Source organism: Microbacterium oxydans (assembly GCF_000956405.1).
Taxonomy (GTDB): Bacteria; Actinomycetota; Actinomycetes; order Actinomycetales; family Microbacteriaceae; genus Microbacterium; species Microbacterium oxydans_C.
Genome location: NZ_JYIV01000019.1, coordinates 119,810 through 132,182 on the forward strand (window position 1 = coordinate 119,810; position 12,373 = coordinate 132,182).

16 protein-coding genes and 1 pseudogene are annotated in these 12,373 nt (G+C 67.3%); 8 read left to right on the forward strand and 9 right to left on the reverse strand.

What is annotated here, in order from left to right; translation table 11 throughout:
* Positions 1 to 33: 33 nt before the first annotated feature.
* Complete coding sequence (locus tag RN51_RS04865) at positions 34 to 666, forward strand: DUF4166 domain-containing protein (RefSeq protein ID WP_045262918.1); 633 nt, start codon at positions 34 to 36, stop codon at positions 664 to 666.
* Positions 663 to 1,649, forward strand: a complete 987-nt coding sequence (locus RN51_RS04870; RefSeq protein ID WP_045262919.1) for an epimerase — start codon at positions 663 to 665, stop codon at positions 1,647 to 1,649. The genes RN51_RS04865 and RN51_RS04870 overlap by 4 nt, the downstream gene beginning before the upstream one ends.
* On the opposite strand, the gene RN51_RS04875 is transcribed toward RN51_RS04870, so the two are convergent.
* Genes RN51_RS04875 through RN51_RS04885 form a run of 3 tightly spaced genes read right to left on the reverse strand, consistent with a single transcriptional unit; the run spans position 1,646 to position 3,212 of the window.
* Positions 1,646 to 2,026 carry a PLD nuclease N-terminal domain-containing protein gene (locus RN51_RS04875; protein ID WP_045262920.1) on the reverse strand — a complete coding sequence of 127 codons (381 nt, stop codon included), beginning with the start codon at positions 2,024 to 2,026 and terminating at the stop codon, positions 1,646 to 1,648. The genes RN51_RS04870 and RN51_RS04875 overlap by 4 nt on opposite strands.
* Positions 2,027 to 2,064: 38 nt before the next feature.
* Complete coding sequence (locus RN51_RS04880; RefSeq protein WP_045262921.1) at positions 2,065 to 2,994, reverse strand: aldo/keto reductase; 930 nt, start codon at positions 2,992 to 2,994, stop codon at positions 2,065 to 2,067.
* 50 nt (positions 2,995 to 3,044) lie between these two features.
* Complete coding sequence (locus tag RN51_RS04885) at positions 3,045 to 3,212, reverse strand: helix-turn-helix domain-containing protein (protein ID WP_231579218.1); 168 nt, start codon at positions 3,210 to 3,212, stop codon at positions 3,045 to 3,047.
* Positions 3,213 to 3,369: 157 nt separating this feature from the next.
* Between RN51_RS04885 and RN51_RS04890 the strand changes: the two genes are divergently transcribed.
* From RN51_RS04890 to RN51_RS04905, 4 genes are all read left to right on the forward strand, one after another.
* Entirely contained in the window at positions 3,370 to 3,744 is a 375-nt protein-coding gene (locus RN51_RS04890) for a helix-turn-helix domain-containing protein (protein ID WP_231579219.1), read from the forward strand.
* A gap of 44 nt (positions 3,745 to 3,788) precedes the next feature.
* Positions 3,789 to 4,181 carry an ImmA/IrrE family metallo-endopeptidase gene (locus RN51_RS04895; protein ID WP_045262924.1) on the forward strand — a complete coding sequence of 131 codons (393 nt, stop codon included), beginning with the start codon at positions 3,789 to 3,791 and terminating at the stop codon, positions 4,179 to 4,181.
* An 8-nt stretch (positions 4,182 to 4,189) separates the two neighbouring features.
* Positions 4,190 to 4,792, forward strand: a complete 603-nt coding sequence (locus RN51_RS04900) for a GNAT family N-acetyltransferase (protein ID WP_045262925.1) — start codon at positions 4,190 to 4,192, stop codon at positions 4,790 to 4,792.
* A gap of 179 nt (positions 4,793 to 4,971) precedes the next feature.
* Entirely contained in the window at positions 4,972 to 6,546 is a 1,575-nt protein-coding gene (locus RN51_RS04905; RefSeq protein ID WP_045262926.1) for an amino acid permease, read from the forward strand.
* 20 nt (positions 6,547 to 6,566) lie between these two features.
* On the opposite strand, the gene RN51_RS04910 is transcribed toward RN51_RS04905, so the two are convergent.
* Positions 6,567 to 6,770: a hypothetical protein gene (locus RN51_RS04910; protein WP_045262927.1), complete on the reverse strand. Its 204-nt coding sequence runs from the start codon at positions 6,768 to 6,770 to the stop codon at positions 6,567 to 6,569.
* A gap of 90 nt (positions 6,771 to 6,860) precedes the next feature.
* Between RN51_RS04910 and RN51_RS04915 the strand changes: the two genes are divergently transcribed.
* Positions 6,861 to 7,472, forward strand: coding sequence for a flavodoxin family protein (locus RN51_RS04915; protein WP_045262928.1), 612 nt, complete (start codon positions 6,861 to 6,863; stop codon positions 7,470 to 7,472).
* Between the two features lie 6 nt (positions 7,473 to 7,478).
* Here the strand turns inward: RN51_RS04915 and RN51_RS04920 are convergent, their stop codons facing one another.
* Positions 7,479 to 7,979, reverse strand: a complete 501-nt coding sequence (locus RN51_RS04920; RefSeq protein ID WP_045262929.1) for a GNAT family N-acetyltransferase — start codon at positions 7,977 to 7,979, stop codon at positions 7,479 to 7,481.
* Positions 7,980 to 8,070: 91 nt separating this feature from the next.
* On the opposite strand from RN51_RS04920, the gene RN51_RS04925 reads away from it, so the two are divergent.
* Positions 8,071 to 9,081 (forward strand): hypothetical protein, encoded by a 1,011-nt coding sequence (locus RN51_RS04925; RefSeq protein ID WP_052674587.1) that lies wholly within the window; start codon positions 8,071 to 8,073, stop codon positions 9,079 to 9,081.
* A 34-nt stretch (positions 9,082 to 9,115) separates the two neighbouring features.
* On the opposite strand, the gene RN51_RS04930 is transcribed toward RN51_RS04925, so the two are convergent.
* From RN51_RS04930 to RN51_RS04945, 4 genes and pseudogenes are all read right to left on the reverse strand, one after another.
* Complete coding sequence (locus tag RN51_RS04930) at positions 9,116 to 9,475, reverse strand: hypothetical protein (protein WP_045262930.1); 360 nt, start codon at positions 9,473 to 9,475, stop codon at positions 9,116 to 9,118.
* Complete coding sequence (locus tag RN51_RS04935; RefSeq protein WP_045262931.1) at positions 9,472 to 10,557, reverse strand: serine hydrolase domain-containing protein; 1,086 nt, start codon at positions 10,555 to 10,557, stop codon at positions 9,472 to 9,474. Before RN51_RS04935 ends, RN51_RS04930 begins: the two co-directional genes overlap by 4 nt.
* 947 nt (positions 10,558 to 11,504) lie before the next feature.
* Positions 11,505 to 11,861 (reverse strand): annotated as a pseudogene (locus RN51_RS04940) (NAD(P)-binding domain-containing protein); the annotation flags it as partial.
* 111 nt (positions 11,862 to 11,972) lie between these two features.
* On the reverse strand, positions 11,973 to 12,373 hold a 401-nt coding region (locus tag RN51_RS04945), incomplete at its 5' end, for a nuclear transport factor 2 family protein (RefSeq protein WP_231579220.1).

Below are 12,373 nucleotides of genomic sequence, written 5' to 3' on the forward strand. Positions count from 1 at the left end.
CGGGATCACCGCCGCCCCGGCTAGGCTCGAACCGTGACGCCCGTGCCGCAGTCTCCGTACGCCAGGGCACTCGGCGAGCGCATCGACGAGCTGCACCCGCGGCTGCGCCTGTACTTCGAGGCGATCCCGGATGGTGCGACGGGCATCGGCGAGGGGGTCTTCGAGCGCGTCGGCACTCCGCGTCGATGGCTGTGGCCCATCCTCCAGCTCCTCGAACGACGCGGCGTGGTCGCTGCAGGGTGGCATCACGATGTGCCGTTCCGCGTCGAGAACCGCACCATCGCCTCGAGAGCCCTCAGTGAGCGCACCTTCCACTTCGCCCGCGGCACGTGGGTCATGCGAGATGCGGTCGCACTCACCCCTCACGGACGCGTCGTCGATGAACTCGGTGAACCCGGGCTCCTCGCCGCGTGCTTCGACGTCGACGTGCGCCAGGGCGCGCTGCATCTGACGAGCCGAGCTGTCGGACTGCGTCTCGGGCACCTCAGGGTGCGCATCCCCCGGCCGGTGGCACCCGTCATCCGTCTCACCGAGCGCTTCGACGAGACCCTCGACCGGCAGCGTATGGCGCTGACCGTCGATGCGCCGCTCTTCGGCCGCCTGTACGAGTACCGGGGCGACTTCGCCTACCGCATCCAGCATCCCGAGAAGGAGCAGACCGCATGAGCACAGGACGGGTCGTCATCGGCGGTTCCACAGGGTTCATGGGGCGCTTCCTCGTGCCCCGGTTCCGCGCGGAGGGGCGCGAAGTCGTCACGATCTCCCGTTCAGGCGCCGACATCCGCTGGGGCGATCAGGTGGAGATCGACCGCGCCGTCGACGGCGCCGCCCTCGTGATCGGCTTGGCCGGCAAGAGCGTCAACTGCCGCTACACACCGGAGAACCGCGCGGAGATCTTCCGCTCCCGGCTCGACACCACGGCGTCGCTGAGCACCGCGATCACCCGGTCCTCCGCGCCTCCCGCACTCTGGATCAACTCCTCGACCGCGACGATCTACCGTCATGCGGAAGACCGTCCGATGACCGAGTCGACCGGCGAGATCGGCAGCGGGTTCTCGGTCGAGGTCGCGAAGGCGTGGGAGAAGGCGCTGTTCGCGGGCGAGCTCCCCGCCACCCGCCGCGTCGCGCTGCGCAGCACGATCGTGCTCGGCCACGGCGGCGTACTCGGCCCGATCAGAGATCTGGCGCGGTTCGGGCTCGGTGGGTCTCAGTACGACGGACGCTGGCCGGTGAGTGCGGCACGTCGCGCGGCGGGAACCGGGCACTTCCCCGGTGCGCGCCGTGGCCACCAGCGCTTCAGCTGGGTGCACATCGAGGATGTCGCCCGCATCGTCGAGTTCCTCGAGCGGACTCCCTCGCTCGAGGGCCCCGTCAACGCCGCATCTCCGCATCCGGTGGACAACGTCGAGTTCATGGCGACGGTACGACAGGTAGTCGGGGCGCGGATCGGGGTGCCGATGCCCCGATGGATGCTGGAACTCGGAGCCATCGGCATGCGCACGGAGACCGAACTGATCCTGAAGAGCCGGTGGGTGCTGCCGGAGAAGCTCACAGCGGCCGGTTTCGAGTTCCGCTATCCGTTCCTCGAAGATGCGATCCGCGAGTCCTTCGATCTCTCCCGCGACGGTCGGACAGTACCCGCCGCCTAGGAGTTGCCGGCCGTCGCGTCGCCGTCGGCCCCGCGTTTCTTCTCGATCTCCTGGCGCAGCCGCCACTCCTCGATCTCACGGTCGAGGTCGGCGATCTGCTGCTCCGTGGTCCGGGTGTCCCTCGGCGGCGCCGGACGCACATCGGTCGGCGCCGCGGGGCGCTCGGCCCGCCGCATCCGCGGCATCTGGATACCGGACTCGCCGTACTCGCGACCGAGTCCGAACCACAGCAGGCCACCGATCAGCGGCAGCAGGACCACGATGATGATCCACGCCAGCTTCGGGAGGAACTTCACCAGCGAGCTGTCCCGCGTGATGATGTCGATCAGCGCGCCGATCATCAGGGCGATGACGAGGAGCGAGAACAGGAACGACATGAGTTCAGGGTAGACGACGCCGCGCCGGAGCGCAGGGGCTACGGAAGCAGGTGTCCACCGGCACGGAACAGCTCGTACCATTCGGGCCGGGTGAGCGCGACATCGGCACCGGCCGCCGCGTCCTGCACCCGCTGGGGCGTGGTGGTTCCGAGCACCACCTGCATACCGGCGGGGTGGCGGGTGATCCAGGCGGTCGCGATGGCGATCGGGGTGACATCGTGCACGGCTGCGAGACGATCGATCACGGCGTTCAGCTCCGCGTACTCGGGGTTGCCGAGGAAGACCCCGTGCGAGAAGCCGTCCTGGAACGGCGACCACGCCTGGATCGTGATGCCGTTGATGCGGCAGTAGTCCACGATGCCCCCGCCGTCGCGCACCAGGCTCTGGTCGTGGCCGGCCATGTTGGCCGCGATCGGCTGCGCGATGATCGGTGCGTGCGTGATCGACAGCTGCAGCTGATTCGCCACCAGGGGCTGCCGGACGGCTGTGCGGAGCAGATCGATCTGACGTGGCGTGTGGTTCGAGACACCGAAGGCCCTGACCTTGCCGGCGCTCTCCAGGTCATCGAACGCGCGGGCGACCTCCTCCGGCTCGACGAGCGCGTCAGGGCGGTGGAGCAGGAGGACGTCGAGGCGGTCGGTCTGCAGAGCCGCGAGCGAGCCCTCGACCTGCGTCACGATGTGCTCATAGGAGAAGTCGAACATCCCCTGCGACGGCACGATGCCGCACTTCGTCTGCAGCACGATCTCGTCGCGCTCGGAGGGGCTGAGCTGCAGCGCCTCGGCGAACCGCGACTCGCAGCGATGCATGCTGCCGCCATAGATGTCGGCGTGATCGAAGAAGTCGATCCCCGCGGCCCTCGTCGTGTCGTAGAGGGTGCGGATGTGCGCGTCGTCCTTGTCGTCGATGCGCATCATGCCGGCGATCACGGCGGGGGCGGTGGACGATCCGAACGACACTGTCTTCATGCCCCCACGCTACCGCCAGGCACGGACACGGTGGTCCGGCACAGCAACCGTCAGGAGTCGTCGTCCGCCGCTCCGGGGAGAAGCGCAGTGACCGGGATGCCGAGTGCATCGGCGATACGGACGAGGTCGACGACCGTGAAGTCCTCCCTGCCGTCGAGGAGGTCACCCAGGGCGTCGGTGTCGATCCCCGACCGTTCGGACAGCTCCGAGAAGGACACCCCGGCGTGAAACCGGGCTCCATCGACTTCCGATGCCAGCAAATGACGCAGTTCCGTCCCCATACGCACACACTAGCGCCACGAACGGACACGGATGAGGGTCGAATGGACCAGAATAGCGGCATTCTGGCGTCGTCGCGCTGCTATGGTGAGCCGAGTGAAGACACCTGCAGAGGAGTTCAACGAGGCCGTCGGTCGCCAGATGCGCGCGGAGATCGCCGCGTCGCGCAGCAGCATCGCCGCGATGGCGCGCAGCATCGGCATCGCCCGAAGTGCACTCGACAACTACGTGACGGGGAAGCGAGCGATCCCGATACCCGTCGTCTACGCGGTCTGTGCCGACCTCGGTGTCGAGCCCCATGTCCTGCTCGCCCGCGCCGAAGAGCGCCTCAGAGCGGACGGCGAGACGACAGCACGTATCACGCCGATCCGGCGCACCCCCGATGTCGCCGGCCCCCGCGAAGATAGCCGAGAGGTCGCCTTCGAATCCGGCGTCCGGCACGACGCCGACACCGACGACCTCTACGAATAGGCCGGCCAAGGCACCCGCTCGCGAGACCGCACGAGGAGGAGAGAATGCACGAGCTCCTCCACCTCGCCGACGCGCAGCGGGTGCACGTGATCGAACGCACCGGCCGCACGCGTGGAGGCTACGACCCCACGACGCGCACGATCCGCCTCAGCCCGGGAATGAGTGCACGCACGACCCGCAGCGTGCTCGCCCATGAACTGGGCCACGCATGTCTCGGCCACGTCCCCCCGGCATCCTCGGCGATGCGAGCGCAGCAGGAGCGTCAGGCCGACGAATGGGCGGCGTCCCGGCTGATCACTCCGCACGCGTATGCCGAGGCGGAAGAGGTGCGCGGGCCGCATCTGGCGAGCCTCGCCTTCGAGCTCAACGTCACGATCGAGTTGGTCGAGGCCTACCAGCGGCTCCTGCGCCAGAACCTCCTCCTCGCTGCTGGTTGAATATCGGCATGGCCTTCCTCGTCACCCCCGCTCCCGTCACGCTCACCGGCGACCTCGTGGAGCTGCGACCGCTCGACGTGTCCCACATCGATGGACTGATCGAGGCCGTGCAGGAGGGAGACCTCTGGAAGACGGCGTGGTACACCTCGGTCCCCGCACCCGACGGGGTCGCTGCGGAGGTCGAGCGACGCATCGGCCTCATCGAGAAGGGCGAGATGGTCCCCTTCACCGCGTTCGACGCGACCGGCCGCATCCTGGGTCTCACGTCGTACTACGACATCGTGGCCGACGTGCCACGGCTGCACATCGGCTTCACCTGGAACCGGCCGTCCGCGCATGGCTCAGGCACGAATGCCGAGTCCAAGCTGCTGCTGCTGCGTCATGCATTCGAGACGCTCGGGGTCTTCCGCGTCGGGCTCACCACGCAGTGGGTGAACTTTCAATCGCGGGCGGCCATCGAACGCCTCGGCGCGAAGCAGGATGGCGTCATGCGGGCGATGAGCCGCTACCGCAACGGCGCACTGCGCGACAGCGTGGAGTACTCGATCATCGAGCCCGAGTGGCCGGCGGTCAGGGCCAACCTCGAAGCGAGACTCGCCAGAAGACGCTGAGCACGGCGTCGGGACGAGACGGGACGCCGGATCCCATACCGGTACTTTGCGCGAGAATCCTCGCGAGATGCGTGTCCTCGACCGCGATCGCCGCCATGATTCATGGAGCCTGTGCAGGAATTCGCACAGGACGTCGGGCGCAGATCACGTCCGCGTCGCCCCACTCGGAGAGGTATCGCATGGCCGACCCCACATCCCGCGTCCCCCTCGACCCCGAAGACGCACGCGAGAACGAGCGCGAGCTCACGGGCGATCGCACCCTCGCGGTCGCAGACTTCTCCAACGAGGAAGCGGGCTATCACAAGACCCTCAAGCCCCGCCAGATCCAGATGATCGCGATCGGCGGCGCGATCGGCACGGGGCTGTTCATGGGGGCAGGCGCACGCCTCGCATCCAGCGGCCCTGCGCTCATCCTCGTCTACGCCCTCTGCGGCTTCTTCGCGTTCCTCATCCTCCGCGCGCTCGGCGAGCTCGTTCTGCATCGCCCTTCCTCCGGCTCGTTCGTCTCGTACGCACGTGAGTTCTACGGCGAGAAGCTGGCGTTCGCGAGCGGCTGGCTGTACTTCCTGAACTGGGCGATGACGTCGATCGTCGACGTCACGGCCGCCGCGCTCTACGTCAAGTTCTGGGCGCAGTACTGGGAGCCGCTGCAGGCCGTCCCCCAATGGCTCATCGCCCTCGTCGCCCTGGTCGTCGTGCTGACGCTCAACCTCGTCAGCGTGAAGCTGTTCGGCGAGATGGAGTTCTGGTTCGCCATGGTCAAGGTGACTGCTCTGGTCGCATTCCTCGTGGTCGGGACCTGCTTCATCGTCTTCAACGGCACCACGGACATCGGAGTCACCGGGATCAGCGTCATCACCGACAACGGCGGCCTGTTCCCGATGGGCTGGTTCGCCCCGATCCTCGCCATCTCGGGCGTCGTGTTCGCCTACGCGTCGATCGAGCTCGTCGGCACCGCCGCGGGCGAGACGTCGGAGCCCGCGAAGGTCATGCCCAAGGCGATCAACACCGTCGTGGTGCGGATCGCGGTCTTCTACGTCGGCTCCATCCTGTTGCTCTCACTTCTGCTGCCGTTCGACACGTACAAGGCCGGGGAGTCGCCCTTCGTGACCTTCTTCTCCCACATCGGCTCGCCGAACACGGGCGCGGTCGCCGGGTCGGTCATGAACTTCGTCGTCCTCACCGCGGCGCTCTCCAGCCTCAACGCAGGCCTCTACTCCACCGGCCGCATTCTGCGATCCATGTCCGTCAACGGTTCGGCGCCTCGCTTCACGGCGCGGATGAGCGCGAACGGCGTTCCGTTCGGCGGCATCCTCCTCACCGCCTCGATCACGCTGATCGGGGTCGGCATCAATGCCCTCTGGCCATCCCAGGCCTTCGAGATCGTGCTGGAGGTCTCGGCCATCGGCATCATCGGCGGCTGGGCGACGATCATCCTGTGTCAGCTGAAGATGCACACGCTCGCGAAGAGAGGACTGATGGAACGCCCGGCGTTCCGGATGTTCGGAGCCCCCTACACGGGCTACCTGACCCTGGCGTTCCTGCTGTTCGTGCTGGTGTCCATGGGCTTCTCCGAGACCGGGCGCTGGGTGCTGGCGTCGCTCGTCCTGCTCGTCCCGGCACTCGTCATCGGATGGTTCGCCGCACGGGGCAAGATCGCCGAGGCCGCTCGGGCCCGGGCAGGCTTCACCGGCGTGCTGCCGGTCGTCGCCGGACGCCAGGCAGCGGAGGCGCTGCGGCGCAAGAAGCCCTGAGGCGACGACGCGCCGCGGGGTTACTCGGTGGCGTTGCCCGACCAGTTGTTCGAGCGACGAGTGGCCGAGCCGCCCTGGCGGAGGAGGAACGCCATGGCCAGGGTCACCAGCAGGAGGCCGCCGCAGAAGGCGATCGCCTGGAACGCCGGCAGCCCGAAGGAGATGCCCATCAGCAGGATGCCTCCGATGAAGAGGAGCATGAAGAAGAGGAAGCTGAGGATCACGGGATCTCCTGTCGTCGGTGCCGTCTACCAGGATAGCCCGGACTGGGAAACCCCCTGTGCACCTTCTTCGTCGTCTGGTGTGCTCGGAGCATGAACACTCCACTGACCGCCGTCGCCATCTCCTGCACGCTCAAGCCGTCCCCCGCATCGTCCAGCTCGGACCTCCTCGCGACGCAGCTTCTCGACGCCCTGGCAGAGCACGACGTCACGGGCGACCTCGTGCGCGCCGTCGACTTCTCGCTGAGCCCGGGGGTGGAGAAGGACATGGGCGGCGACGACGAGTGGCCGCAGATCCGCCAGCAGGTGCTCGACGCCGACATCCTCGTGTTCGTCACTCCGACGTGGATGGGTCAGCATTCGAGCGTGGCGCAGCGCGTGCTCGAGCGACTCGATGCGGAGCTGGGCGAGACCGATGAGGACGGCCGCCCGATCCTGTTCGACAAGGTCGCCATCGCGGGCGTCGTGGGCAACGAGGACGGCGCGCACCACATCGCCGCGATCCTGTTCCAGTCGTTGAACGACGTCGGATTCACGGTTCCCGCGCAGAGCTCGGTCTACTGGAACGGCGAGGCGATGCACACCACCGACTACCAGGACCTCGACGAGACTCCGGAGAAGGTCGCCTCCGCGATCAGCACGTCCACGAGGAACGCTGCACACCTTGCGCGGTTGCTCAAGGCGCAGAAGTACCCTGCCGAGTGACGTTGATCAGGCTCTGAGGTCGAGGGCCCATTCGTTCACGGTCATCTCGGCGCCACGGAACTGGTCCGTGACCGTGCCGTGCAGGGTGAAGCCGTTACGTCGGCAGACTCCGTTTGAGGCGGAGTTCTCGATCGCGGGGCAGGCCATCAGGAAGCGCCGCGGCTCGGGGTGTGCGCGGGCGTCGTCTATCAGGAGGGCGAGTGCGGTCGATGCGACCCCGCGCCCCTGCGCCTCGGGTCGGACGAACCATCCGGTCTCCCATGCCGGCTCATCCCGCCAGACGACCGGCCAGTAGCCGATCGACCCGACTGAGATACCATTCTCGTCCTGGACGACGAACATCCTCGCCTCACCGGAGGCGACCAGACGCAGGTAGCGGGCGTGGCGCTCCACGATCTGGTCGTCGGTCTCCTGCCCGTTGAGGTGCGCGGTCATCTCCGGCGTGTTGGCGGCATGCAGCAGCTCGAGGTCGTTCTCGGACCAGGCCCGGAGTCGGAGCGTTCCCATGCACGGATCATGGCACGGGCCGCCGACATCAGCAGGGCGATGATCAGTTCGCTGCCGTGCGGTCTATTCGGGAGGGGTGTAGGTTGCGGAGATGGAGCCGATCCGAGTGGGGCTCGTGGCGGACCCGGCTTCGCCCACCGTCGTCGCGCGTCGGATGACCGATCTCACACCGCCGGTCGCCGCGCACGCCGACGGTTGGGTCATCGAACTCCTCAGCGAGCCGTTCACCCTCGGATCCGAAGACGTCGACGTAGCCCTCGAACGACTCCGCGCGCACGCCGAGCAGAATCAGTGGGACCTCGTCGTCGGGGTCACCGAGCTCCCGCTTCGCGACGACGACGGTCGCTATCTGCTGGCGGCGATCGATCCTCGACGCCAGGCCGCGGTGCTGTCCCTGCCCGCGCTGGGCGGGTACCGGGTGCAGAGCAGGGCCCGCCACGCAGTGCGCGGGCTCGTCAGCGGGATGGCTGCTCCCGCCTCGCCCGAGGAGCAGCGCCTGGCGCTTCCCCGCCTCAGCGCCCGGGGGCGCGTGCTGCGGGGCATGGTGCTGGCGAACCGTCCGTGGCTTCTCGCGGCCGGCCTCAAGTCCGCGCTGGTCGCAGCCCTGGCCACCGGGGCCGTGGCGACGATCGAGCCGACGGTGTGGTCGCTCGCGATCGCGCTGTCCGGCTGGCGCCTGGCGGCCGCGACCGTTGCCTCCATCGCAATCCTCATCGCCTGGATCGTGATCGACGGCAGGCTCTGGGACCGCCCGGATGACGACTCGCCACAGGCGCGCGAGAGATCCCGCCTCTACAACACCTCGACGATCCTGACGCTGACCATCGGCATCGTCATCTGCTACCTGGCGTTGTACGTGGTGAATCTGGCCTGGGCGCTCTTCGTGCTCGATACGACCGTGATGAGCGAAGCGCTCGGCCGGACGGTCGGCGTCGAGGATCTCTTCGTGCTCACGTGGTTCGTCGCATCGGCGGCGACACTCGGCGGGGCTCTGGGCACGGGTTTGGAATCCGACGACGCGATCCGCGCCGCCACCTACTCGAAGCGTGAGGAGGATCGACGAGCCCGCCTGGCCGACGAGAGGAGCCGCAGGATCGAGTGATCCCACGGCTCCTCTCCCCCGTCGAGCGTCCGGGTCATCCGAAGGCGGAGATCGCTCCAAGGCCGAGGACCATCGCAGACACCAGTCCGCCGAGCGCCAGGCGGATCACACGCCAGGTGAGTCGGCGCCGCGTCCGGATCCACGGGAGAGCGTCGACGCGCAGCACGAGCCCGACCACCCCGACGGCGGCGAGCGCGACGGCCGCGAACCACAGCGCGATCGGCACGCCGGCCCACCCCATCGCGAAGTGCAGCACGGTGAACAGGGCGAGAAGACCGATGGATTCGGCGATGGCGGCCGTCCGATCCGCGATCCTGAACCGCTTGATCCCCCAGGCTCTGACGGCGTAGAGCGCGGAGAACGCCACGAGTGCGATGGCGAGGAACAGGTTCATTCGGTGATGCCCTTCTCGATGAGGTTCACAGCGACACCCGGAAGCTGCGCCGCAGTGTTGGAGAGCACGATCGTGCCCCGGCCGCCCTCACGATCGAGGACGAGGAACGACGCGAAGCCTCCCGTCTGCCCGTTGTGCAGAGTCAACGTCGGGCCGTCCTCCTGATCGATGATCGTCCAGGCATAGCCCTCGTCGATCCCACCCTTGTCGGGGTGGCGGTCCATGGCCGCTGCGCCCGGAACGGAGCCGTCGAGAAGCGCACGAAGGTACCTCGTCATGTCGCCGAGCGTCGAGCGGATGCCGCCAGCCGGGGCGAACGCCGCGATCGACCAGGGAGCCTGCGGCACGCCGGTCGCAGAGTATCCGGTCGTCGGGTCCTGCAGATCCGTGCCGTCGAGCGAGATCCTGGTCTGCGTCATCTGCAACGGCTCGAAGATCCGGTCCTGCAGAAGTGCCGGGTAGTCGATACCCGCCCGTTCGGCGAGCGCCTGTCCGAGCAACGACATGCCCAGGTTCGAGTAACGGAAGGTCCCGGCGTCGGAGAGCTGCTGCCGGCCGACCTGCTTGAGCAGATCGTGCACGCTACCCCGGTACGGGTTGCTGTTGGTGATCGTGTCGAGCAGCACGCGCGGCGTGGATGCCTCGTCGAGACTGGGGAGTCCTGAGGTGTGGTTCGACAGACTCACCAGGGTCGCAGATCCTGCGGGAGTGCCGTCCAGAACAGGGAAGACCTTCGCCAGAGTCTCGGTCGCAGAGACTTCGCCGCGGTCGATCGCGATCGCGAACAGATGGCCGGTGAAGGTCTTCGTCACCGAACCGATCTCGTACTCCGTGTCATCATCGGCGCCGAAGCCGGTCGTGATCGCCGTGTCACCGGAGCGGAGGTCGATGTACCCCACACTCAGGCGGTCGAGTGCCCCTTCGGCACGCGCGGTCTGCTCGACCGTCCGGGCGAGCGCAGCGTCGCCGCTCGAGTGCGGTCTGAGACTGGGGGAAGGTGGGGCCACGATGATGCCGAGCGCGAGCGCGATGCACCCCGCGACCGCGGCTGAACCGATCGCGAGCAGGGAAGGTCTTGTCATACCTTCATGCCATCAAGGTTCAGCGCCTCGCAGAAGTGCCCGCCTGTCATCGGATGCCGTGACAAAAGCCACGTGCTCGTGGGCTCTCCTCACGGTCGCGGGTCACTCACCCCGCAAGAAGGGCCGTGGGATGCGAACATCCCACGGCCCTTCTTCAGCCCCACCCGGCCGAGGACGGGAGTCTGCCGACACTACAGACTTCTCAGAAGTCCCAGTTCTTGCCGGCGGAGGCTGGGAAGCGCGGAATCATGCGATTCCTGCGAGTCTGCTGCCTGCTCGTGCCTTCCGCGTGCCACTTGCGGCTGTCTTCCGCTCTGGCCGCACTAACGGACCAGAAGCACTCCCCCAAGTTTAGTCGCTGCGGGCCCACCTCGACAGCTCGACTCAGCACTCCGGCTGGACGGCTCATCGTCACCCAAGCGTTCATTCGGAGCGGCCAGAAAGGTTACGTATGAACTCTGAGGCAGAGCCTTCGACGAGGTGGAGTCGGATCCGATAGTCGAAATCATCTCAGAACAACGACTGAGCACGCTTGCGCTGAGCCAGCTCGTCATCGTCCGGGCTCTCCCCGCGCATAGGCGCTGCTGATGCCCTTCGCGGCGTTCAGGATGACGTCAGCGAAAAAGTCCAGCTCCACGCATCCCCCGTTGACCTCCGCTCCGCCACGGTGTGAGGGCTCGCAGGTTCGCTCGAGCCGCGGGTTGCGGTTGTGGCTCGTCATCTGCGTGGCGGATGTGGTTAGAGTCGCGCGCGGGCTTGCGAGACGGTGAGGATCAGACTGACGAGGTCTCCGCCGAACTCCAAGCGGAGCGCTGCACGGTCTCCGTTGACGCGCACGGGTCCGAATCCGGCGGCGCGGATGACCTGCTCGGTGGCGCTCGCGCCGGTCTCGTCGGACGGGGCGTAGTACAGCGCGGTCAGCTCGGGGGATGTGTTGCGGTGCGACGTCAGGGATGCGGCGGGGAGAGTTCCGAACGCTTTGACGTAGTGCGCCCCTCCGGCAGCAGCACAGACAGGGTGTCGGCCACAGCCTCCTCGCGGGGAAGAGACCGTGTGAAGGTGCCGTCGGCGTCCAGCGCGATGGGATTGCTGGGGTCGATAACCACCCTGCCGACAAGCTGGTCACCAAGCTCGGCGATCAGTGCTTTCTCCGCATCGGCGTAGACCGCGAACACGATCACTTCTGCCTGAGCGACGGCGGCCGCAACGGACGCTACCGGCGTGACGTTGGAGCCCGCGTCCGTAGCGAACGCCTCCGCCTTCGCCGGTTCGCTGGTCGCGACGATGACGGGCTGTCCGGCGGCGGCGAGGCCGCGGCGATCGGTCCGCCGATATTGCCTAAGCCAACGACGGCAATGTTCATGACGTAGCCTCCTTCTCGGTCACGAGGGGCGATTGTGGGTGACGGATGCGGTTCAAGGAGCGGAGGGGCGGCGATCGGTCCAGTCGAAGATGAGCTGCCGGTCCTGGATGAGCCATCCCTCGTCGGTGCGGGCAAAGGTGTCGAGGTAGCGGATCGACATCGTGAGCAGCACCCGCTCACCGCCCTCGTACAGCACGTGTAGCGCCAGGCAGTAGGTCTCGCCGGCCGCGGTGTCGCCGTCGAGTGCGATCGTGGATTGGCCGTTGAGGTAGGTCGTGGTGACGTACCTGCTGATGAGGTCCGTGAAGGTTGCCGCGAGCCTATCGGGGTCTGCTGCACGGATAGGTGACACCTGATCTGTGGTGCCGTGAGGTGCTGCTGAGAGGATGTCATCATGCCCAAGCCCTATCCGCGTGAGTTTCGTGACGACGTTGTGCGCGTCGCTGTGAATCG